This window comes from Brevibacterium sp. 91QC2O2 (assembly GCF_024580695.1).
GTDB classification, from domain to species: Bacteria; Actinomycetota; Actinomycetes; order Actinomycetales; family Brevibacteriaceae; genus Brevibacterium; species Brevibacterium moorei.
In genome coordinates this window covers 1-22,721 of record NZ_JANIJY010000035.1, presented here as the reverse complement: position 1 = coordinate 22,721, position 22,721 = coordinate 1, and the positions used below count along the sequence as shown (strand labels likewise).

The window sequence follows — 22,721 nt, the reverse complement described above, 5'->3', positions numbered from 1 at the left end:
GGAAGACTCGAGCACCTCCGAGGCTCCGCCCTCGGCTTCCGGAACCTGACCAACTACGTTGCACGCAGCCTCCTGGAAGCAGGGGGATTCAGACCCCAACTACACTCCCAAATCGGATGAGCCCCTTTTCGGTGCTACTCGCGAGTCGGGTGCCCCTCTCGGGTTGGGTGCCCGCGCCTTTTCGGTGGTACCACTTGCGTTGCGTGGCACCGTATGCGCGCGCATCTGCTGCCACTGAGCGCAAGTGGTACCACCCGCGCACCTGCGCAGCTTAGGACGGTGTCGCGGTGCTCAGGCCTGGCGGGATACGAAGGTGACGATCGTGTCGAAGGCGGCACGGGCCTCGGGCACGGCGAGCAGGGGGTAGACGTGGACCAACCCGCGGCCCACCTGGAGTTCGCAGCGGGTGCCGCTGGCCTCCAGCCGCGCCGCGACGTCGAGCACCTGGCCGTGGAGCACGTCCCGGGAACCGGAGAAGATGAGTGTGGGCGGAAGATCCGAGAGGTCGGCGTAGGCCGGGCTGATCCGTGGATCGGCGGGGTCCTCGGACCCGGCCCACAGGCGCCCCGTGAAGCGCAGATTCGTGGCGTTGAGCCAGGGGTCGTCGGCTGCGGCGTAATCCTCATCGCCGGCCGGCATCGTCAGGTCGACCCAGGGGGAGAACAGCACGATGCCCGGCAGATCGGTCACGCCGTGCTCATGGCGCAGCTCGGCTGCCAGGGCCAGGGCCAGCCCGCCGCCGGCCGAGTCGCCCATCAGGATGGGACGGGGCCCCGGCATGTCGAGGATCAACTGCAGTAGCTGTTCGTGTGAGTCGTGCCAGGTGTGTTCCGGGGCCAGGGGATAGAGCGGCACGATGATCTGCGCTCCGGTTGCCTGGGCCAGACGGGCGGCGAAGGTCCAGTGCTGGGGACGGATCTGGCGGACGTACGCGCCGCCGTGCAGATAGACGATCGGCGGGGTCTGCGCCTCGGGTCCGTTGGCTGGGTGCACGGTGTAGACGGGGAAGCCCAGCCGGCCGACCTCGCGGGTGATCCGCGCGGACAGGTGGGGCGGTGGGCCCGGCTGGTCGCGCTGACGATCTGCCAGAGCCGACTGAGCCGCCTGCTCGACACTGTCGAACGTGTCCTCCTGAAGGTACAGGCGGGTCAGCTGGATGTACATGTCATGTCTGAATGACGGCATTTCTTCCCTCTACGAGTGGCGGCCGGCCGGTGTTGGGCCGTGCGGCCCGCAGCTGTGCATATGAAGTGTTCGGATGAATCGGGTTCAGCTGGCGCTGTCTGCGCCCGGGTCGCCACCGGGATTCGCGCAGTGGGCTGCTCCGCCTGGAATCCCCGCGCCGAGGTCCCCGGCCAGTCGGCGGGCCAGTTCGTCGAGCACTCGCTCGGGTTCGGCCAGACAGACGTCCGGAGCCGCGATGTCCGTCATCCGGTAGATACCGCGCAGAGCCGGATGGGCTCCGGCGTCCAGGTCCGAACGGCCGGCCACCACGAGGGCCGGGACTCCGGCGGCCGCGGCCTCGTCGAGCACTGCGCCCGGTCCCTTGCCGTCCAGACTCTGGGAGTCGAAGGAGCCCTCGCCGGTGATGACCAGATCCGCCCTGGCCAGGGCGGCGGCGAAGCCCACGAGCTCCATCACGTAGTCGGCGCCGGGTTGTAGCCGTGCGCCCAGCCCGGCCAGCGCGCCGAATCCGGTGCCCCCTGCGGCACCTGCGCCCGGCACCCGCGCGAATCGGTCCTGTGGGTCGAGCAGCCGGCCCAGATCGGCCAGCTGGGCCTCGAGGTCTGTGACGGTGGCAGGGTCGGCGCCCTTCTGCGGGCCGAAGATCGCAGCGGCGCCGTTGGGCCCCAGCAGTGGATTGACGACGTCCGAGGCCACGATCACGTCGACCCCGGCCAGCCGGGGGTCGAGCCCCGGCAGGCGGGGGACGGCCCCTGGGCCGTCCGCGACCGGGCCCGCGGGCTCCCCGGTCCAGCCGAGGGCTTCGAGCATGCCGCGTCCGCCATCGGTGGTGGCCGAGCCCCCCACTCCCAAGACGATCGTGTCCGCGCCTGCGTCCAGGGCCCGGGCGATGAGCTCGCCGGTGCCGCGGGTGGTGGCCGCCGTTGCGGTGTGCGGGTTCGGCCCCGCGGGCAGCAGGGCCAGGCCCGAGGCCGTGGCGAGTTCGATGATCGCCGTGCGGCCGGTGGGTACTCCGTCCGAGAGCGCCCAGGTCGCACTGACGGGGGTGCCGAGGGGCCCGGTGACCGTGTCCTGTACTGAGGTGAAGCCGTGGGCGATGGCCGCCGCGACCGTGCCGTCGCCGCCGTCGGCGATCGGAACGGATTCGACGACGATGGGATCGCTTGAATCATCGGATGACTGTGGGCCCGAGGCCAGGAGTGTGCGCGCCAGAATATGGGCCACCTGTGCCGCGGTGAGAGTGCCCTTGAACTTGTCCGGGGCCAGGAGGATGCGCATGGTTGAATTCTACGGGCTGTGGCTGTGATCTAGATCAACGGGGGTGGAAAAAACAGCGGGGAGCCGCGGGTCCGCACGCGCAGCCGGGAAGATAAAAACCATGACGGCCACACGTTGTTTCAGTCTGACCGCCACGGCACCCTCAGATTAAGCCGCCCGCGAAACAGTCTGCCAGCAAAGGCCGCCTAACCTTGCAGATAATTTTCCAGATATATTGCACGCTGCGCGCAGCGGATCACACCCGCGCGGCTCACAGCATCCCGCTCGGTTCTCCGAGCGTCGCATTCCCCGCCGCTTACTCCACGATGGTCCGCTGGGCGCGGGCCTGGCGGGCGGCATGGGACCGGATCGTCGGGTCGAAGCGCCGGTTGAACAGCAGTGCCAGGACCACGCTGACGGTGGTGCCCACGGCCGGCACCAGGTAGGCGGCGTGTGCCCCGGAAGCGTCGATCAGGATGCCGGCGACCGAGGTTCCGGCGGCGACCCCGAAGCCCATCGAGGTGCTGGCCCAGGCCAGGGCCTCGGTCAGGCGGCGCGGCGGGGCCAGCTCCTGGATGATCTGCTGGCCGATGATGAGCGAGGGGGAAACCGTGAAGCCCATGACGAACAGCAGGATGCACAGCACGGGCAGGTTGTCGGTGAACTGCAGCAGCCAGGTGCCGACGCACAACAGCGCCAGCAGGGGCACATAGCGGGTCCGCGGCTGGGACTTCCAGACCATGGTCCCGTAGATCGCACCGGAGATCAGCGAACCGCCGGCGTAGATGCCCAGCGCGATGCCGGAGATCTCCTTGAGCCCGCGTTCCTCGGCGAAGGCCACGGTGGCCACATCGGTGGCACCGAAGTTCGCGCCCAGGAACAGCTCGATGAGCACGACGATGAAGATGCCGGAGTTCGACAGCACCTTGCCCTTGGCGTCGGTGGGCGCTTTGGGGGAGGGTTCGGGTTCCGTGGACTTCTGCGCGTAGAACAGGATCGAGCCGATCGTCAGCGCGATCATCGCAATGAGCAGTCCGGCCGGCGGGAACACCGCGGTGGCCAGGGCCGTGACGATGACGGGGCCGGAGACGAACAGGATCTCGTCGGCCACGGCCTCCCAGGAGAAGGCGGTGTTCAACTGTCCGGGTGTCTGTGCGGCGTAGGCCCAGCGGGCGCGCACCAGGGCGCCGACGCTGCCCATGGTGGCACCTGCCGCACCGGCGCACAGGAAGGTCAGGCCGACCCACAGGTTCGACGGGACCACCAGCATCAGCGCGACCAGCGCCACCAGGTGGACCACTACCAGGGGCACCATGACCTTCGCCTGGCCGCGCCGGTCGATCTGTTTGGCGACGATGGGGTTGGCGATGGCCTGGACGATCATGAACACCGCGGTGACGGAGCCGGCCATCCCGTAGGAGCCCGTGGTGCCCTGGATGTAGAGCACGATGCCCAGCCCCAGCACGGCGATCGGGAAGCGCGCCAACAGTCCGGACAGGGAGAAGCGCAGGGCGCCGGGCAGTGCGAAGATCTCCTTGTACGGGCCCAGCAGGGACCCCTTCCGCCCCGACTCGTCTTTCGCCATCTGCGCTGACCTCCCCGATTCTCAATGCCGGCCGTCGCCGGTGGATAACTCGCCTGCACCAAACCAGCCCCGGCGCCAGAGCGCCGGGGCTGATTCACAATATGCACAGCCAGCCTATCCGATCGTAAGGTCGCCGCGGTAGAGCCGGGCGTCACACGGGGACTCGTTACCCGATGACGCCGTCGACTAGGTGCTGTGCCTGTTCCTGCACCTGTGCCAGGTGGTCCGCGCCGGTGAAGGACTCGGCGTAGATCTTGTAGACATCCTCGGTCCCCGACGGGCGCGCGGCGAACCACGCATTGTCGGTGACGACCTTGACGCCGCCCAGATCCGCGCCATTGCCCGGGGCCTGCGACACGACGGCCCGGATCTTCTCCCCGGCCAGGGTGTCCGCGGTGACCTGTTCGGGGGTGATCGCCTTGAGCTTGGCCTTCTGCGCCTTGGATGCGGGGGCGTCCTTGCGGGCGTAGACGCTCGAACCGAGTTCGGCCTCCAGCTCCGTGAAGCGCTGCGAGGGCGTCTTGCCGGTGGTCGCGATGATCTCGGCGGCCAGCAGGTCCAGCAGGATGCCGTCCTTGTCCGTCGTCCACACGCCGCCGTCCCTGGTCAGGAAGCTGGCGCCGGCGGATTCCTCGCCGCCGAACAGCAGTCCGCCGGTCGACAGGCCGTCGACGAACCATTTGAAGCCGACGGGGACCTCGTACAGTTTGCGCCCGCGCGCGGCGACCAGCCGGTCGATGATCGACGAGGACACGACTGTCTTGCCGACCGCGGCGCCGGCCGCCGCACCCGCGTCCCAGCCGGGCCGGTGGGTCAGCAGGTAGTCGATCGCCACTGCCAGGTAGTGATTGGGATTCATCAGCCCCGCGTCGGGGGTGACGATGCCGTGGCGGTCGGAGTCCGCGTCATTGCCCGTGGCCAGATCGTAGGAGTCGCGGTTGGACACCAGATTGGCCATCGAGAACGGGCTCGAGCAGTCCATCCGGATCTTGCCGTCCCAGTCCAGCGGCATGAACGAGAAGGTCGGGTCGACCTCTGGATTGACCACGTCGATGTCCAGGCCCAGGCGCTCGGCGATCGCGACCCAGTAGTCCACGCTCGCCCCGCCCATCGGGTCGGCGCCGATGCGCACCCCGGACGCGGCGATCGCGTCCACGTCGATGGCCCGGTGCAGGTCGTCGACGTAGTTCGCCGTGTAGTCGAAGTTCGTCGTGTTCTCCAGGTGGAAGGCGCGCTGGAACAGCTGCCGCGGGATCTTCTCCCAGCCGTCTTCGAGCAGCGCGTTCGCCCGGTCCTCGATCCACTTCGTGACCGAGGTGTCCGCCGGCCCGCCGTGGGGCGGGTTGTACTTGAAGCCGCCGTCGGCCGGCGGATTGTGGCTGGGCGTGATGACGATGCCGTCGGCCAGGCCCTGGCTGGTGCCGCGGGTCGCATTGTGGCGGATGATCGCGTGGCTGAGCACGGGGGTGGGCGTGTAGCCGTCCCGGTCGTCGATCATGATCGGCACGCCGGCCGCGGCCAGCACCTCGAGCGCGGTGAGGAACGCCGGTTCGCTCAGCGCGTGGGTGTCGCGGGCCAGGAACAACGGGCCGGTGTAGCCCTGCTGTTTTCGGTAGTCGACGATCGCCGCGGTCATCACGGCGATGTGGGCCTCGTTGAAACTGGCGGAGAAGCTGGAGCCGCGGTGGCCCGAGGTCCCGAACGAGATCCGCTGGGTCGATTCCCTGGGGTCCGGCACGATGTCGTGGTAGGCGTCGAGCAGCGCCTCAACGTCGACCAGATCGGACTCCAGGGGCAGCAGACCCGCGCGCACGGGCGCTTCGCCCGCCCCGTCCGTCCGGCCGGCGGTGGTGGATTCGCTCATCACATCACCCAGGGTTCGGCGTCGCCGTCGGAGACGATCGGTTTACCGTTGTCCAGGTTCCACGCGCCCATTCCACCGTTGACATTCACCGCGTCGAAGCCGTTCTGGTTGAGCCATGCGGTGGCCTGCCGGGACCGGCCGCCGGAGCGGCAGATGACGTAGACGTCCTCATCCATCGGGACCTCGCCGTAGCGCGCGGGCAGGTCGCCCAGCGGGATGTGCTGGGCGCCGTCGATATGGCCGGCGGTCCATTCATCGTCTTCGCGCACATCGAGGATGTTGGCGCCGTCTGGGATCTCGCCTACGGGAACACTGGGAATATCCATGCCCTCTACCCTAGGACGTGTGTCAGGAGACCTCCAGGGGTGTCCGCTGGATGGTCGGTTTCGTCCGGTCGGGCCGGCGGTTCACGCCCAATCGGCGTTCGACAGCGACAGCTCTGCGGCCATGTCGTGCAGGAAGCCGATGACGGTTTCACGTTCATCGGGCGTGAGCCCGAGCACGGCATTCAGGCGCCTGGCATGTTGCCGTCCGATGGTCTGCTTGGCAAGGTTCTCCGTTGCGGGGGTGACCTCGATTGCGAATGCGCGCCGGTCCACCGGATGCACGCGGCGGACCACGTGGCCTCCCCGTTCAAGGCGATTCAACAGTTTCGTCGTCGAAGCCGCTGAGATCTCGAGGTGCGTTGCGATCATCCCCGGGGTCACGATCTGTCCGATTCGCTTGGCGGCGATCAGATAGTGCACGGCGCGCATGTCCTGGGCACTGAGCTTCATGTACTTCTCGGAGGCTTCGAGGACTACCCGTTCAGCGGTTCGCAGTTCGGCCAGTGCCCGCATCAGCCTGTCGACCTGCGAACTTTCGGCAGCGGCGCGCCCGATCGGCCCGGCGTCGTGTGTAGCCGGGTCGATCGGCCGCGGGCGGTAAAGGGCTTTGGCAACGGGATCCTCGTGATCCCTGCTCGCGGTGCCTGTCATGCTCTTCATGGTACGCACGTTCCTCTTGCTCCGGATGTACGTCCGCAAGCGCTTGGGAGTCAGAGGGAGAAGGTCTCCGAGGAGCCCTCCGGCCGATGACCGCCCATCCGGGATTTGACCAGTTCGACCAGGCTGCGAATCCTGCCGCCCTCGGTTCCCCAGTACTGCGCGGACTCGCTCTTCACGTGGATCAGCCCCAGGTCAGGGTCCGCCAATCCGCCCTCGAACCATTCGGCTGCGCGGTCATTCCACAGCTCGGCGATCTTCGCCGAATCGTCGACGAATGAAAGAACGCCGGAAACCGACACCCAGGTACCCGCCTGCGCTACGGCGATGTTGACCGCGGGCGCCTGCCGCAGCGCCTCGGTTTGGTCTGCCGATAGTGAGATGAAAAACCATATGTCACATGCATCGGTCACTTCCTGGGCAACCATGGGATGCGACACCAGGGCGCCGTCGGGCCGCGTCGTCGTCAGCATGACCCACGGGGCCTTGCGCACTGCCGTCACTATGTCGTGTGCGGTGATCTCTGTCATTTAGTTCTCCTCTATTCTCTATTCGGACAAGTCTCTGTTCCGACTGTTTCTCGTATGCCGACCTCGTGTGCCGACCGATGGGGTTTCAGGGGGCGAGGCCGGCCACGGCGGGCTTGAATCCTGCTCTTTTGTTCTCGCAGCAACCCGGCCTGCACACGTCGAACCAGGGTCCGAGCGCGGTCACCGCCGGTCGTCGGTCCGGCTCCAGGGCGAACATCCTCTCCTCGATCAGGTCGACGATTCCCGCGACGAACCCCGGGGCCGCTCCCGGGGTGGCCGTGCGGACCGCCCGTACTCCGCAGGCCGCGGCGGCTTCCCTCGCCTCGGTGTCCAGGTCCCACATGACCTCCATATGGTCGCTGACGAATCCGATCGGACAGATCGCGATGGCCGAAACCGATTCTGCGGGCAGTTCGGCGATACGGTCGCAGATATCCGGCTCGAGCCAGGGCTGCGAGGCCGGGCCGGAGCGGGATTGGAAGACGAGCTCCCAGGCGATTTCGGACAGCCGCGGATCTTTGTCCACGACATTGGCCATCACGGCTGCTGCGACGGCTCGATGCTGGGCCCCATAGGCGCCCTCCGGCCCGAATTCGCGGTCCCGCGGACCCGAACACAGGGCATCCGCCGTTGGAATCGAGTGCGTTGTGAACAGGACGCGGATAGAGGTAGCGTCCAGACCGTCTGCCAGGAAATCGCGCAGAGTCCGGCACAGGTCCTGTGCGAAGGCTTCGACGAATGCCGGGTGGTCGAAGAACTGGCGGATCTTATCGATGCTGATCGTATCGTCCAGGCCCGTTTCCTCGAGCGCCATGGCGAAATCCTCCCGATACTGCCGGCAGCTCGAAAACGAGCTGTACGCGCTTGTCGCGAAGGCAAGGAGGCGTGTGTGGCCGGCTTCGGCGGCCTGCCTAAGCGCATCCGATAGATAGGGCTCCCAGTTGCGGTTGCCCCAGTACACCGGCAAATCGATTCCGCGTTGTGCCAGCTCGGCCTCCAAGGCTGCGCGCAGCCGACGATTCTGTTCGTTGATGGGGCTGATTCCTCCGAAGTGGCGGTAGTGGCGGGCCACGACCTCCAGCCGCTCGTCCGGGATGCCCCTGCCCCGTGTGACGTTGCGCAGGAACGGAATGACATCGTCCTGTCCTTCCGGCCCTCCGAATCCCGCAAGCAGCAGGCCGTCGTATCGCTGGGGCGTCGATGCGTACGCGGCACCGTCGGAGCTGGCCGGAGACGCGTTGGAGACTAGTGAAATCACCTGGGGTCCTCTCGAAAAGTATTTAACTAAATGTTACTATAGCATTAAAGATAAGAAAAAATGTCAGTGATGGGGGGGTAGGGCGATGCGCAAAGTAGTCGTATCGGGTTCATCGGGTCTCATCGGCACCGAGCTGTGCCGGGCACTGGAGGGGCGCGGTGTCGACGTTCTCCGCCTGGTCAGACGCCCCGCGCGCGGCCCCGGGGAGTACCACTGGCATCCGGGGACCGCCGAACTCGATCCAGCCGTCCTGGCCGATGCCGAGGCCGTGGTCAACCTGTCCGGCGCGAGCATCGGCCGTGTCCCCTGGACTCGGAGTTATCGCCGTGAACTCGTCCAATCGCGGGTGCAGCCGGTCCGCGCCCTGGTCCGGGCGCTCGCCGCCCTGGGTGAGGGCGCCCCACACCTGGTCTCGGCCTCGGCCGTCGGCTACTACGGCGATCGCCCCGCCGAGTATCTCCCGGAGTCCGCCGGGCCGGGCCGGACCTTCCTCGCCGGGCTGTGCCAGCGCTGGGAAGCCGAGGCGAATGTGCTGCGGACAGGCGTCTCCCTCCTGCGAACCGCTCCCGTGCTGCATCCGCAGGCCCTGCTCAAGCCCCTCGTCCCGCTTGCGCGGTTCGGATTGCTGGGCCCGCTGGGCTCCGGGGAACAGCATTGGCCGTGGATTTCCCTGCCGGACGAGGTCGCGGCGATCCTGCACATTCTGGACAGGCGACTGCTCGGACCGGTCAACCTGGCAGGTCCCAGCAGCCCCACGGCGAATCAGCTCTGTCGCGCTCTGGCGCACCGGCTGCATAGGCCCTTCGCCCTGCCAGCGCCCGCTTGGGCACTGCGTGCCGTACTCGGTTCCGAGGCCGCCGACGGACTCCTACTGCCCGATGCCCACGTGCTCCCCGCAGTCCTCCTGGAGACGGGATTCAAGTTCACCCACCCCACCGCTCAAGCGGCTATGGACTCTGTGCTGAACCGCTGAGCGCGCCGCTTCCGTGCGTCAGTGGGGCAGTGAGCGGTACGCCTCGAGTGCTCTGGCCCGGGATTCCCGAAGGTCGACTAGCGGTGTGAGTGCCGCACTGTCCGGAGCCCACCGGTTGGTGTAGTGCCCCTCGGGGTCGAACCTGCGCTGTTGGAGTTCGGGATTGAAAATGCGGAAATAGGGTGCCGCATCGGCCCCACAACCGGCCACCCATTGCCAGTTGAACGGGTTGCTGGCACCGTCGGCGTCCACGAGGGTATCCCAGAACCATGCTTCGCCGATGTGCCAGTCGAACAGCAGATTCTTCGTCAGCAGGGACGCGGCGATCATCCGCACTCGGTTGTGCATGAAACCGGTCTGCCACAGTTCCCGCATGCCGGCGTCGACGATGCCGAACCCGGTCCGTCCGCGCTGCCATGCCCTGAGTTCGCCCGTATCCACTTCCGGGCCCATCCGCCACGGGAACCGATCGAACCTGTCGTCGAGGTTGGCGCCGGCCAGCGACCCCGCATGATATTCGGTGTGCTTGGCGAACTCGCGCCAGCCGAGCTCGGACAGGAACGCACCCGGATCGCCGGCGGCCTCGAGGGCCTTATGCCATACCGTGCGGGGACTCAGCTCGCCCCAGCGCAAGTGTGGCGAGAGTTCCGAGCCTGCGCTGCGGGCGGGAAAATCGCGGTCCGCGTAGTCCGTTAGCCGATTCGACAGGAAGCTGCGCAGGTGTTCCTGCGCTGCGGCCTCGCCCGGTGACCAGCGTTTCGCGAGCCCTGCGGCCCAGTCCGGGGCGTGCGGCATCAGTCCCCAGTCGTCCAGCTGTTCGCTGCCGGGCTGTGCGGGTGCGGCCGTGAGTGAGTGCGGGGCGGGCAGGGGGCGTGCCGGTGCCCGGCCGGCGGTCGCGGCCTTCCAGAAGGCGGAGTAGACCCGGTAGGACGTGCCCTGCCGTGTTTTGACCGTCCACGGCTCGAACAGCAGGTCTCCGGGGAATGACCTGGCGTCGCGCCCGGCTTCGCACAGTTCCGCCTTGATCAGGGCATCTGTCTGCCGCGCGGGTCCATACCGGCGGTTCCACCGGATCCGCTTCGCCCCACATTCCCGGGCCACCTCCGGGACGACGACCGCAGCGGGCCCCCGGCGCAGGATGAGCGGGACACCCAGGTTACCGAGGTCATGGCTCAGCGCTCTCAGGGAATGGTTCAGCCACCACCTGGCGGCGCCGCCGAGTGGCCGGACGTGCTCGGACTCCTCGTCGAGCACATACAGGGCAACGGTATCCTCGCTCTCACTCGCCGCTGCGTGCAGAGCCGGATGGTCGGTTAAGCGCAGATCATCGCGAAACCATATGAGTGTGGTCATCTCATGACACTAGCAAGCCGGGGTGCCGGGTACCCGAGCCGAGGGCACGCGCCGGCGCACTCGGGGCTGGCACTGGGGCTTCAACCCCTCACATATGGCCGGTCTCGGCCAGGTTGACGTGCCAGGACAGGGCCTCGGCCAGGATGTGCGGTTCGTGCTGGGCGTGCGGGTTAGCGGCGATCGCGCGGTCCAGGTAGTCCAGCAGCCGGTCCTGGTAGTCGGGGTGGGCGCATTCGCGGATGATCCGCCTGGCGCGCTGCACCGGCGAGGTCCCGCGCAGATCGGCGATGCCGCGTTCGGTCACGAGCACGTGGACATCGTGTTCGGTGTGGTCGACGTGGCTGGCGAAGGGCACGATGGAGGACACCGCGCCGCGCTTGGCGGTCGACGACGATACGAAGAAGTTCAGGAATCCGTTGCGGGCGAAGTCGCCGGACCCGCCGATCCCATTCATCATCTTCGACCCGGAGACATTGGTGGAGTTCACATGGCCGTAGATGTCGGACTCCAGCATGCCGTTGATCGCGATCACTCCCAGCCGCCGGATGGTCTCCGGGTGGTTGGAGATCTCCTGCGGACGCAGCAGCACGCGGCCCTTGTAATTGGCGATATCGGCGTGGAAGCGTTCGGCGCGTTCGCGCGAGAGGCTGAAGCCGGTGGCGGACACGGAATCGATCTTGCCCGATTCCACCAGGTCCAACAGTCCGTCCTGGATCACCTCGGTGAAGGAGGTCAGGTGTTCGAACTCGGAGTCGCCCAGCCCGGCCAGCACCGCATTGGCGACATTGCCCACGCCCGACTGGATGGGCAGCAGTGATGTGGGCATCCGGCCGGCGCGGACCTCGTGGCGCAGGAAGTCGATGAGGTGCCCGGCGATCGCCTCCGAGTTCGCGTCCACGGGGCTGAACGCGTTGTCGCGGTCGGGGGCGTTCGTTTTGACGACCGCCACGACCTTGTCGGGGTCTACCCGCAGGTATGGATCCCCGATGCGCTGGTTCGGTTCGAGCAGCTGGATCGGATTGCGGTGCGGGGGCACGCGGGTGCCGTAGTAGACGTCGTGGAAGCCCTCCCAGTGTTCGGGCTGCCATTCGTTGACCTCGAGGATGACCCTGTCGGCCAGATCCAGCCAGGTCTTGTTGTTGCCGACGGAGGAACCGGGGACCAACAGCCCGTTGGGCAGGATGGCGGAGACCTCGACCACGGCCACGTCCAGCTTGCCGTAGTGGCCGAACCACACCTGCTGGGCCAGATGGCTCAGGTGCACGTCGTTGTATTCGACCCGGCCGTCGTTGATCGCCTTGCGCATGGTCGGATCGCCCATGAAGGGCGCGCGCAGGTGCACGCCGTCGACCTCGGCCAGCACGCCGTCGAGTTCCGGAGCGGTCGAGGCGCCGGTGAACAGGCCGATCGAAAAGTCCTGGCCGGTCTCGTGGGCGGCGCGGATCCGCTTGGCCAGGGCGCTGGGCACGGCCTTGGGATAGCCGGAGCCGGTGAAGCCGGACATGCCGACATTGTCACCCGGGTGGATGTACTGGGCGGCGGTTTCCGCGGTTGTGACCTTCTGAGCGAGCTGGGGACAGGTAATGCGGGGCATAACTTACGAGTCTACGCATCCTGCGGGGGCCATCCCCCTTAGGTGAACCTGTCCCCAGCCAGCCGGGGAGGGGTCTGCTTACCGCCTATTTACCGGTCCAGCGCGGGGCGCGCTTCTCGGCGAAGGCGGTTGCGCCCTCCTTGGCATCGGCGGAGTCGAAGACGTCGTCGATCAGTTCCTGCTGGCGGGCATAGCGTTCCGCGGCCGGCCATTCGGGGGCGGCCACCGCGACCTCCTTGGACCTGCGCACGGCCAGCGGGCCGTTGGCGTTGATGCGGGCGGCCAGCTCCAGGGCACCGTCCAGCGCGGTTCCGGCGGGCACCACGCGGCCCACGATCCCGTTGGCCTGCATGAACTGTGCATCGTAGAAGTCGCCGGTCAGGATCATCTCGAGGGCCACCGCGCGGTGCGTGCGCAGGGGCAGGGCGACCAGGCCGCCGGCGGCCGCGGCCAGGCCGCGCTTGACCTCCGGCAGACCGAACTTGGCGTTATCGGCCGCGACGATCAGATCGCAGGCCAGTGCCGTCTCGAAGCCGCCGGCCACGGCGTAGCCCTCGACGGCGGCGATGATCGGCTTGGCCGGCGGGGCCTGGGTCAGCCCCAGGAAGCCGCGCCCGGGGATGCTGGGGGTCTCCCCGCCGACGAATCCCTTGAGGTCCATGCCGGAGCAGAAGGTGCCGCCGGCGCCGGTGAGCACAGCGACCCGCAGATCGTCGTTCTCATTGAACTCGTCGAGTGCGGCCGCCATCGCCTTGGCCATTGCGGCATTGGCGGCGTTCTTGGCCTGCGGCCGGTTGAGCGTGATGATGAAGACGCCCGCGCGGTTCTCGGTGAGGACCGGCGCATCGGTCTGCTGGTCTGGCTGTGACATGGTGACTCCTTCGTCGTGTTCGTCGTTGTCGTGGATCGGTTGGGCCCGGGCGCCCCCCGGCCGCCCTCTGGCAGCCTTCCGGCCGCCGTGTGCCGCTGGGACTAGTCGGCGTCCTCGGCGTCGGGCAGTTCGAGGGAGAAGTAGTACTCGCCGCGCTCCTCGGCCTGGGTGAAGCCGACCAGGCGCAGGGCGTAGCCCACGTACGAGACTTCCAGGTCGTGCGCGTCAAGGGCGCCGCCGGACTGGTACCACAGCGGGATCGCATTGCACATGGCCAGAATGGACCGGGCGGCCAGCACGGAGTTCTCCGTGGCGAACACCCCGGCGGCATTGCCGCGGTCGACGATGTCGATCATCAGCTGGCGGGCATCGCGCTGGAGCTGGTGGACGGATTCGAAGTGGTCCGCGTCCAGGGAGTCCGCGTCGCGGATGACCACGCGGCTGACCTCGGTGTGGGTGACCCGGTAGTTGACCAGATAGCGCACGGCCGATGCCAGCTGCAGGCCCGCGTCATCGCCGCAGGCGTCCAGTACCGTGCCCATCGTGGAGATGTAGCTGCGGTAGGCGTGGGACACGACTTCGTGCAGCACGTCCTGCTTGGACTTGAAGTAGTAGTACAGCGCGGACAGGCTCAGATCGGCCTCTTGCGCGATGTCGCGGATGCTCGCCCCGTCGTAGCCCTTGCGAGCGAAGGTGTCGCGTGCTGCGAGCAGGATGGCCTCGCGTCCATTACCGGTCTTCACTGTGTCTCCTTATCGGGGCCCGGATCCGAGCCCAACCAGTCTAGGACAGCAGCACCGTCGGCACCCAATGCCGGAGGCTCTTTGAAGTAGAAGGTCGGTGTCGCCGAGAATCGCAGGGGACCGGCGATGGTGGGCACACCAGTGGGCGCGGCCTCGGGCAGCTGGACGGGGTCGAGGCCCAATCCGCGGACCGAGGCCAGGCCGCCTGCCACGTCCTGGACCGGCGAGCATGGGATGCCGACCTGGCGCAGCCGGGCGAACCAGCCGGCCGTAGTGTCCTCGGCCAGCGCCGCGACCAGCACGGGTTCGAGCTCACGGCGGTTGAGGTTGCGCTTCTCGGCGGTGTCGAAGCGCGGATCGTGTGCGGTGTCCGGAATGCCGAGCACATCGCACAGCCGCGAGAACTGGCCGTTGTTGGCGGCGACCACGATGAGTTCGCCGTCGGCGGTGGGCAGTGCGTGGTACGGGTAGATCGTCGCGTGCTCACGACCCTGCCTGGTGGGCAGGAAGTCGGTGGTGGCAACGGCCTGGTACTGATTGATCATGGAGAAGACCGCGGAGGACAGCAGGTTGATGTCGATCTTCTGCCCCTGGCCGGTCCGATCGCGGTGGCGCAGTGCCGCCAGGATGCCGTTGGCGGTCATCATGCCGGTGGTGATGTCGAAAATGGACACCCCGGAACGGGTGGGGTCGCCGTCGGCCTCCCCGCACATGCTCATGAAGCCGCTCATGCCCTGGACCAGCACGTCGTAGCCGGGCAGGCCCGCGCCTCCGTCGGGACCGGGCTCGGTGCCGAAGCCGGTGATGTGGGCGTAGACCAGGGAGTCTCCCACCAGGGTGCGCACTGATTCGTAGTCCAGGCCGAAGCGGTCGATCGAACCGGGCTTGAAGTTGTGGATGAAGACGTCCGCGCGGGCCGCGATCCGTTTGGCGGTGTGGAGGTCCGCCGGATCGGCCAGGTCCAGCACGATCGAGTTCTTATTGCGGTTGACTGCTTGGAAGTAGCTGGCCTCGTCGCGATATGCCGGGGGCCGCCAGGCCCGCGAATCGTCGCCGGCCGGGCCCTCGACCTTGATGACGGTGGCGCCCAGATCGGCCAGGATCATAGTGGCCAGGGGGCCGGCGAGGACGCGGGAGAAATCGGCGATCACCACGTCTTCGAGGATTCCCGGGCCGGCCGGGCGGCGCAGGCCCATGGTGTTTTCGTCCTGTGCGACCTTCTGTGCATCCTCGTCGAGCACCGGTCCTCCTCTTCCCATCTTCCCTTAACGTACGTTCGGTCTTTTCAGTCTTGCACATTTCCGCCGCGAATGGGTGCGCCGTTCAGGGGAGGGACAGGCGGTGCCCGCATATTCGGCGGCAGGGGCGTGCTGTGCCCCGGCTGGTTGACAGGTACGATGGCCCCTCGTAACTTTAATAGCGTCGAACAAACGTTCACTTTTCTTGGAAGGGGTCGAAGATGACCGCTGCGCACATTCCGGCCGGGATCGACGCCGATCGCCTGGGCCGCTGGATCGCCGATCGTTTCGGCGTCACCGAGGTGCAATACCGGGCACTGTCGGTGGGCCGGTCGAATCTGACATTCCAGCTGCTGGTCGACGGCGAACCCTGCTGGGTGCTGCGCCGGCCCCCGCTGGGCCACAAGGGCGGATCCGCCCACAATGTGATGCGCGAGGGCCGCATCATGCACGCCCTGGGCCCCACGGATGTGCCCACGGTCAACGTCCTCGACCTGGTCGACGACCCGGAGGTGCTGGAAGTCCCCTTCGTCTTCATGGACTACTGCGCGGGGCATTCGCTCAACGAGCCGGCGGACCTCGAGCGCATTCCGCGGGAGGACCGGCATGCCGCCGGGCTGCGGATGATGGACGTGCTGGCCCGGATCCACAAGGTCGACATCGACGAGGTGGGGCTGGGCGATCTGCGCCGCCCCGGCACTCTGACCGAACGGCAGTTGCGCCGCTGGCTGGGGCAGTTCAACGAGATGACGACCAGGGAGATCCCGGAGATCCAACGGGTCCACGACATGCTGGTCGAACAGGCCCCACCGGAGGCCGTTACGGGCCTGGTCCACGGCGACTACAAGCCGAACAACCTGATCTGGTCCGATGCCGGCGAGATCCGCGCGGTGGTCGACTGGGAGCTGTCGCTGACCGGCGAGGTCGAGGCCGATCTGGGCTATGTGATGGCGATGTTGAATAGCAAGGAGACATTGCGCAGCGCCTGGGTGCCGCAGGTCTCCGATGGTTTCCCGACGCGCGAGGAGATGATCGCGCACTACGAATCCATCGCCGGGTTCCAGGCACACAACGTCGCCTACTTCGAGGCCTTCGCGCTGTGGAAGTTCGCCTGCATCCGCGAGGGCGTCTACACCCGCCTGCTGCGCGGGCAGATGGGCGATCTGGACGTCGACGTCGAGGGTGCCGGCAGGGGAGTGGACACGCTGGCCCAGGAGGCCGAGGCGATCCTGCTGGCGAATCGCTGAAGCGGGCCGAGCCTGGCCGGCCGGCCAGGCCTGGCAGAGTGCCAAGGGGTGCCCCGGGCGACGGGGTGCCCGGGCCCTCCCGCCTCGGCATCGTGTGAAGTGCCTCATACTCAGGGGTGCGGCGGGAATCAATCCCACGGGTTGCGGGTTGTACCCGATTGATTGAATGATCAACCATATGATCATTCAACAGGGCTCTCGCCCTGTTAGCCCTACCCGCGCACGATCACCCTTGGGAGAACACAACACATGCTCAATGTCGCCATCATCGCAGGAACCAGCCGTCCGGGAGCCCTCAACGGCCAGGTCGTCGACTGGGTCGCGGCCCGTACCAATGAGAACGAGGACCTCAACGCCACGGTCATGGACTTCTCGGCTTTCGATCTGCCCCTGCTCGACGAGGCCATCCCTGGCGGTGCCCACCAGTACCAGAACGAGCACACCAAGGCCTGGGGTGCAGAGCTGGACAAGTATGACGCCTACATCGTCGTCACCCCCGAATACAATCACTCGTTCTCCGGCTCGCTGAAGAACGCCCTGGACTTCGTGTCCATCGAGTTCAACAACAAGGTCGTGGCCTTCGTCAGCTACGGCGCCGACAAGGGAGTGCGCGCCACCGAGGCCCTGCGCCTGGTGTTCGCCAACTACCGCACAGCCGCGATCCGCGGTGCCGGCGCGTTCTCCATCTTCACCGATGTCAAGGACGGCAAGTTCGCCCCCGAGGAGGTCTCCTCGCAGACCATGGGGCCGCTGCTGGAGGACCTGCGGGCATGGGGCGAGGCCTTCAAGGCGATGCGCCAGGCCTGAGCCGCATGCTCTGAGCCCCGGCTTGGAGCCCTGGGCTTGGAGTCCAGTGGCCGGGATGCGTCCGGCGAACAGTGATTTCCGCTGTTCGCCGGACGCATCCCGGCCATTCGACGTTGTGGGCACGAATTGTGGGCACGGGATTGTGCGAAATATTGTACGAAACGGTGAAACCCGAAATCGGATTCGCCGTTGTGTATAGGGAAAGTGAATCGGTCCGCCAATAGAGTGAGCTGGCAACGGGATGCACCCCCATAGCGCCCGTCATGAGCCCCCGCCGTGAAAGGACCACTCTTGTCCGTGCCGTCGACTCCGGCCCATCCATACATCCCCAACTCAGCAGCGGGCGTCAAACGGGAGATGCTCGACGCCATCGGCGTCGACTCGGTCGAGGACCTGCTCTCCGTCATCCCGGAGAAGCTGCGGCTGGACCGTGATCTGGACCTGCCGCCGGCGCTGGTCGCCGAAAGCGATCTGGACCGGCACATGACCCGGGTGCTGGGCGCCAACCGGCCGGCCGCCGATGCGATCTCCTTCCTGGGATCGGGGACCTACCACCACTACGTTCCCGCCGTCTGCTCCGAGGTGAATTCCCGAGCCGAGTTCCTCACCGCCTATGCGGGGGAGGCGTACGAGGACCACGGCAAGTGGCAGGCGATCTTCGAGTACACCTCGCTCATGGCGGACCTGCTGGAGATGGACGTCGTCAACGTCCCCACGTACGACGGCTACCAGGCGCTTGCGACGGCCCTGCGGATGGCCGTGCGCATCACGGGCCGCTCCCGCGTCCTCGTCCCCGCAACCCTTGAAGCGGCCAAGCGGGAGCGGATCGACGCGTTCCTCGCCGGCGTCGCCCAGCCGGTGACCGTACCGTGCGACCCGGAAAGCGGCACGCTCGACACCGGCTTCATCACCGCACAGCTCGACGACACCGTCGCCGCAGTGCTCGTCGAAACGCCCAATTACCGTGGCTGCATCGAAACGGACGCGCCGGACATCGCGCGCAGCGCGCACGCCGCGGGCGCACTGCTCGTCTGCGCGACGGACCCGATCAGCCTGGGCTATCTGCCCGCGCCGGCGAGCTGGGGTGCCGACATCGTGTGCGGTGACATCCAATCGCTGGGCCTGGGGATGCACTTCGGCGGGGCGAACGGCGGCTTCATCGCCACCCACGACGATGAGCGCTTCGTCTACGAATTCCCGTCGCGGCTCTTCGGCCTGGCGTCCACGCGCGTGGACGGCGAGCTCGGCTTCGTCGACGTCGCCTATGAGCGGACCAGCCTGGCCATGCGCGATCAGGGAGTGGAATGGGTCGGCACGGCGGCCGCGCTGTGGGGCATCACCGCCGCGGTCTATCTGGCGCAGCTGGGCCCTGCGGGCATGGCGGAACTGGGCCGGACGATCGCGGCCAACACCCGGTTCGCGATCACCCGGATCGAGCAGGTCCCCGGCGTCCGCGTCGTGGACGCCGGGCATCCGCACTGGCGCGAATTCCTCATCGAATACGCCGGCCACGATGCGGTCGAGGTCAACGCCGCGCTGCTGGCCGCGGGCATCCACGGCGGCGCCCCCGCCCCCGAGGTCTTCGGCCCCGCAGCGGCAGAGAATCAGGCGGTGTTCTGCGTGACCGAGCAGACGACGGCCGACGACCTCGCGGCGCTGACCGACATCCTCCGCTGAAGCCCCGCGGCGCAGACGAAAGGCACACCATGACCGTTGCGAACCGCAGCACCACCGCTTCCCCCGACCGGGCTGCGGCGGCAGTGCCCGCGCAGACCCCGTTCAACCCCGTCAAGACGCAGCCGCGGCAGTACCACGCCCCGCGCTGGGACGAACCGCTGATCCACCAGCTCTCGACGCCCGGAGCGCGCGGCATGCTTGTGCCGGCGCCGCTGCAGGAACTGCCGGAGGACGCCCCGGAGGCCCGGATCGGCAGGGATACGCGGGTGGAGCTGCCCGAAATCGGGCAGGCACAGGTCCTCCGTCACTTTCTGCGGCTGTCGCAGGAGACCCTGGGCGCCAACCTCAACGTCGACATCGGGCAGGGCACCTGCACGATGAAGTACAGCCCCAAGATCAACGAGCGCTTCGCAGCTGCGCCGCAAAGCGCGGGCGCCCACCCCCGGCAGGCAGTGGAGACGGTGCAGGGGACCCTGCGGATCCTCAAGGAACTGCAGGACTACCTGGCCGAGGTCTCCGGAATGGACGCCATCAGCCTGCAGGCCGGGTCGGGGTCGGCCGCGATCTTCGGCAATGTGTCGATCGTGCGCGCCTACCACCGCGAGCGTGGTGAGGCCGACGTCCGCGACGAGGTGATCACGACCATCTACAGCCATCCCTCGAACGCCGCGACCGCCCGCACCATGGGCTACAAGGTCATCACGCTGTACCCGGACGGCAATGGCTTCCCCGACCTCGAGGCGCTGCGCGCAGCGGTTTCGGAGCGGACGGCCGCGCTGTTCATCACGAATCCCGAGGACACGGGCATCTTCAATCCGCGCATCACCGACTACGTCGACGCGGTTCACGAGGTGGGCGGACTGTGCGTGTACGACCAGGCCAATGCGAACGGCCTGCTGGGCATCGCGCGGGCCAGGGAGGCCGGCTTCGACCTGTGCCACTTCAACCTCCACAAGACCTTCTCCACGCCGCACGCCTGCGGTGGGCCCGCGGCCGGCGCGATCGGCGCGCGCAGTGCCCTGGCGCCCTATCTGCCAGGCCGCCGCGTGGTTGCGGAGGGGACGGGGTACCGGTTCGCGCAGCGGGACCCGCGCGCGATCGCCGACATCCGGCCGGGCCACGGGGTGATCCCGAACCTGATCCGCGCCTATGCCTGGATCCGGGCCCTGGGTGGTACCGGCCTGCGCGAGGTCTCGGATATCGCCGTGCTCAACAACAACTATCTGCTCGCGCGGATACTCGAGATCCCCGGCCTGGAGGTGCCGTATGCCAAGGGTAAGCACCGTCTGGAGCAGGTCCGCTACAGTTGGCAGCCGCTGGCCGACGACACCGGCGTGAGCTCGGGCGAGCTGGGCGCCGCCATGGCCGACCACGGGTTCCACTACTGGACCAGCCATCACCCCTACATCGTGCCCGAACCGCTGACTCTGGAGCCCACGGAGTCGTACGCCAAGGCGGAGATCGACGAATACGTCGACGCGCTGCGCGATATCGCGGCCCTGGCCCGGGTGGATCCGGACGAGGTGAGAACGGCGCCCCACCGTTCCAGCATCCACACGGTCGACCAGAACGCGACCACGGATCCCGACACCTGGGTGACATCGTGGCGGGCGTACCAGCGCAAGTACGAGGGCAGGTCGTTTCCTGTGTCGGAGCGGTGGACTCCCGCCGCCGACCTGCCGGTGCCCGAACGCGCGCCCAAAGCACACCACCGGTGAGCCGGCCGTTGCGGCTGGCCCTGGTCATCAACCCGGTCGCCGGCATCGGCGGTGCGGCCGGGCTGGCCGGCAGTGACGGCGCGGCCATCCAGTATCTGGCCGCCGCCCGCGGATTCCGCTCGCAGGCGGCCGAGCGCGCGCGCCGTTTCCTCGCGGGCCTGGCCGCGGCCCGGGTCGTCGTCACCGGCGCCGGGGAGCTCGGCGGCGCCGCGCTGGCCACCTCGCCCGTCAGCTCGGCGGACGCCGAGGTCGTTGCCCGGCAGGACCCGGACGGACACACCACGTCCGCCGATACCCGCGCGGTGGTCGAACGCGCACTGGAGCGGGCCGTGGACCTCATCGTCTTCGTCGGCGGAGACGGCACGGCCCGCGATGTGCTCGACGCGGTCGAGGCCGCGGGTGGCACCGCCGCGGGACTGACCACATGTGCAGCCGCAGGTGCGGCGGGGCGAACCGCCGTGCTGGGCATCCCCTCGGGGGTCAAGATGCACTCCGCCGTATTCGCCCGGTCCCCGGCCACGGCCGCCGCCCTCGTCGAGGGCTGGGATCCGGCCGGAGACGGCACCAGGCCCGGCGACGTCGCCGACATCGACGAGGCGGCGCGCCGGGCCGGGACCGTTTCGGCGCGCCTGTACGGAGTGCTGCCGGTGCCCGACCGGCCGTTGCAACTGCAGGGCGGAAAGATCGGCACAGCCGGGCCCACCGCAGGCTCCCACTGGGGGCTGGCCCGCGAACTGCAGCTCGAACTCGATCCGGCGAAGGCCTGGATCTTCGGACCGGGCTCCACCGTGCGCGGTGCCGCAGCCGAACTCGATGCGGACTACGGCCTGGGCGATCTCAGCCTGCTGGGCGTGGACGTATCGGTGCCCGGCGCGGGCCGGCGGAGGCTGTGGCGCGATTGCGATGCGAGAACGCTCGAGCGGCTCGTGGCCGAGCAGGCGGTCCAGCTCGTGCTCTCCCCGATCGGCGGTCAGGGCTTCCTGCTGGGCAGGGGGAACCAACAGCTGCGGCCCGAACTGCTCGAACGCCTGGCCCCGGCGGACTTCATCGTGATCGCCACGCCCGCCAAGCTGGGCGAACTGCGCGGTGGACCGCTCTACATCGACAGCGGATCGGATCGGGTCGATCGCAGGTTTGCCGGTTATCTGCGGGTCCACACTGGCCCGCACGAAACGGCGATGGTCCGCATCATGGCGGCGTGAGGTCTCGGCCCGCCAGCGGAACGGCCCTCCCCGAGCGCCAGTAGACTGGGTGCCGTCGGCGTGCAGCGGGAGAAGCGGGTGATGGCATGTTGCGACTGTCGCGCCTGGCAGGCGAACCCACGCTCGGTCTGGAGATCCTCGTGGCCGTGGGCGATCCGGAGATCGTCTGGGCGCATGTCAGCGAACTGAGCGACCCGGCCCCGTGGCTGACCGGGGGAGAGTTCCTGCTGACCACCGGCCTCGGCCTGTTCCGCGAGCGCGCAGCGACGCTCGAGTTCTGCCGCCGGCTGGTGACGGCACAGGTCTCGGCGCTGGGGCTGAGCACGGGTCCCTCGCTGCCGCATTCGTAATTCCCCGAAGTCCTGATCGAGGCCGCCCGGGCCACGGGGCTTTCGCTGGCCGCCGTCCCGGAGCTGACCCCGCTGCAGTCGATCGTGCGGATGGTCTCCCATTCGCTCAACGAGGAGGAGACCCTGCCACTGCGCCGTGCGCTCGCCGCGCAGCGTCGCCTAGCCTGGGTTTTTCATGGTGTGGGGTGTCCGGGGTGTGGATGAATAGGTGAAGGTGACCTCTGACCTGGGAAAATAGGACTTGTCTAGAGTTCAATTCCCGCAGAAGAAAGATCACCTTCGAAGT

20 protein-coding genes are annotated in these 22,721 nt (G+C 67.8%); 7 read left to right on the top strand and 13 right to left on the bottom strand.

What is annotated here, in order from left to right; all coding sequences use genetic code 11:
* Positions 1-291: 291 nt before the first annotated feature.
* From NQ036_RS14840 to NQ036_RS14805, 8 genes are all read right to left on the bottom strand, one after another.
* Positions 292-1,185 carry an alpha/beta hydrolase fold domain-containing protein gene (locus NQ036_RS14840; protein ID WP_257049635.1) on the bottom strand — a complete coding sequence of 298 codons (894 nt, stop codon included), beginning with the start codon at positions 1,183-1,185 and terminating at the stop codon, positions 292-294.
* Positions 1,186-1,269: 84 nt separating this feature from the next.
* Positions 1,270-2,463, bottom strand: a complete 1,194-nt coding sequence (locus NQ036_RS14835) for a glycerate kinase (RefSeq protein WP_257049636.1) — start codon at positions 2,461-2,463, stop codon at positions 1,270-1,272.
* A 295-nt stretch (positions 2,464-2,758) separates the two neighbouring features.
* Positions 2,759-4,027 (bottom strand): MFS transporter, encoded by a 1,269-nt coding sequence (locus NQ036_RS14830; RefSeq protein WP_257049637.1) that lies wholly within the window; start codon positions 4,025-4,027, stop codon positions 2,759-2,761.
* A 166-nt stretch (positions 4,028-4,193) separates the two neighbouring features.
* Positions 4,194-5,891: a phosphoglucomutase (alpha-D-glucose-1,6-bisphosphate-dependent) gene (gene pgm, locus NQ036_RS14825; RefSeq protein ID WP_257059869.1), complete on the bottom strand. Its 1,698-nt coding sequence runs from the start codon at positions 5,889-5,891 to the stop codon at positions 4,194-4,196.
* On the bottom strand, positions 5,891-6,217 hold the full coding sequence (locus NQ036_RS14820; RefSeq protein WP_257049640.1) for a rhodanese-like domain-containing protein: 327 nt from the start codon (positions 6,215-6,217) through the stop codon (positions 5,891-5,893). Before NQ036_RS14820 ends, pgm begins: the two co-directional genes overlap by 1 nt.
* 81 nt (positions 6,218-6,298) lie before the next feature.
* Positions 6,299-6,877, bottom strand: a complete 579-nt coding sequence (locus tag NQ036_RS14815; protein ID WP_257049642.1) for a MarR family winged helix-turn-helix transcriptional regulator — start codon at positions 6,875-6,877, stop codon at positions 6,299-6,301.
* Positions 6,878-6,927: 50 nt separating this feature from the next.
* Entirely contained in the window at positions 6,928-7,404 is a 477-nt protein-coding gene (locus NQ036_RS14810; protein WP_257049645.1) for a pyridoxamine 5'-phosphate oxidase family protein, read from the bottom strand.
* An 85-nt stretch (positions 7,405-7,489) separates the two neighbouring features.
* Entirely contained in the window at positions 7,490-8,662 is a 1,173-nt protein-coding gene (locus NQ036_RS14805; RefSeq protein ID WP_257059867.1) for a ferrochelatase, read from the bottom strand.
* 85 nt (positions 8,663-8,747) lie between these two features.
* On the opposite strand from NQ036_RS14805, the gene NQ036_RS14800 reads away from it, so the two are divergent.
* Positions 8,748-9,635: a TIGR01777 family oxidoreductase gene (locus NQ036_RS14800; protein ID WP_257049649.1), complete on the top strand. Its 888-nt coding sequence runs from the start codon at positions 8,748-8,750 to the stop codon at positions 9,633-9,635.
* A gap of 18 nt (positions 9,636-9,653) precedes the next feature.
* On the opposite strand, the gene NQ036_RS14795 is transcribed toward NQ036_RS14800, so the two are convergent.
* The 5 genes from NQ036_RS14795 to NQ036_RS14775 all read right to left on the bottom strand — a co-directional run bounded on the left by NQ036_RS14795 (position 9,654) and on the right by NQ036_RS14775 (position 15,437).
* Positions 9,654-10,988, bottom strand: a complete 1,335-nt coding sequence (locus tag NQ036_RS14795; RefSeq protein WP_257059866.1) for a deoxyribodipyrimidine photo-lyase — start codon at positions 10,986-10,988, stop codon at positions 9,654-9,656.
* Between the two features lie 88 nt (positions 10,989-11,076).
* Positions 11,077-12,582: an acetyl-CoA hydrolase/transferase family protein gene (locus NQ036_RS14790; RefSeq protein ID WP_257059864.1), complete on the bottom strand. Its 1,506-nt coding sequence runs from the start codon at positions 12,580-12,582 to the stop codon at positions 11,077-11,079.
* An 85-nt stretch (positions 12,583-12,667) separates the two neighbouring features.
* Positions 12,668-13,453 carry a crotonase/enoyl-CoA hydratase family protein gene (locus NQ036_RS14785; protein ID WP_257049654.1) on the bottom strand — a complete coding sequence of 262 codons (786 nt, stop codon included), beginning with the start codon at positions 13,451-13,453 and terminating at the stop codon, positions 12,668-12,670.
* A 101-nt stretch (positions 13,454-13,554) separates the two neighbouring features.
* Complete coding sequence (locus tag NQ036_RS14780; protein WP_257049655.1) at positions 13,555-14,196, bottom strand: TetR family transcriptional regulator; 642 nt, start codon at positions 14,194-14,196, stop codon at positions 13,555-13,557.
* The gene (locus tag NQ036_RS14775) at positions 14,193-15,437 is read right to left on the bottom strand and encodes a CoA transferase (RefSeq protein ID WP_257049656.1); all 1,245 of its coding nucleotides are present in this window, start codon (positions 15,435-15,437) and stop codon (positions 14,193-14,195) included. Before NQ036_RS14775 ends, NQ036_RS14780 begins: the two co-directional genes overlap by 4 nt.
* Positions 15,438-15,655: 218 nt before the next feature.
* Between NQ036_RS14775 and NQ036_RS14770 the strand changes: the two genes are divergently transcribed.
* From NQ036_RS14770 to NQ036_RS14745, 6 genes are all read left to right on the top strand, one after another.
* A complete protein-coding gene (locus NQ036_RS14770; RefSeq protein ID WP_257049657.1) occupies positions 15,656-16,681 on the top strand; it encodes a phosphotransferase family protein in 1,026 nt (341 codons plus the stop codon).
* A gap of 249 nt (positions 16,682-16,930) precedes the next feature.
* Positions 16,931-17,488 (top strand): NADPH-dependent FMN reductase, encoded by a 558-nt coding sequence (locus NQ036_RS14765; RefSeq protein ID WP_257059862.1) that lies wholly within the window; start codon positions 16,931-16,933, stop codon positions 17,486-17,488.
* A gap of 297 nt (positions 17,489-17,785) precedes the next feature.
* Positions 17,786-19,165, top strand: a complete 1,380-nt coding sequence (gene gcvPA / locus NQ036_RS14760) for an aminomethyl-transferring glycine dehydrogenase subunit GcvPA (RefSeq protein WP_257059859.1) — start codon at positions 17,786-17,788, stop codon at positions 19,163-19,165.
* Positions 19,166-19,194: 29 nt separating this feature from the next.
* Positions 19,195-20,883 (top strand): aminomethyl-transferring glycine dehydrogenase subunit GcvPB, encoded by a 1,689-nt coding sequence (gene gcvPB, locus NQ036_RS14755; RefSeq protein WP_257049661.1) that lies wholly within the window; start codon positions 19,195-19,197, stop codon positions 20,881-20,883.
* The gene (locus tag NQ036_RS14750) at positions 20,880-22,085 is read left to right on the top strand and encodes an NAD(+)/NADH kinase (protein ID WP_257049662.1); all 1,206 of its coding nucleotides are present in this window, start codon (positions 20,880-20,882) and stop codon (positions 22,083-22,085) included. The genes gcvPB and NQ036_RS14750 overlap by 4 nt, the downstream gene beginning before the upstream one ends.
* Before the next feature lie 86 nt (positions 22,086-22,171).
* Positions 22,172-22,435 (top strand): PucR family transcriptional regulator ligand-binding domain-containing protein, encoded by a 264-nt coding sequence (locus NQ036_RS14745; RefSeq protein WP_257049663.1) that lies wholly within the window; start codon positions 22,172-22,174, stop codon positions 22,433-22,435.
* Positions 22,436-22,721 lie beyond the last annotated feature (286 nt).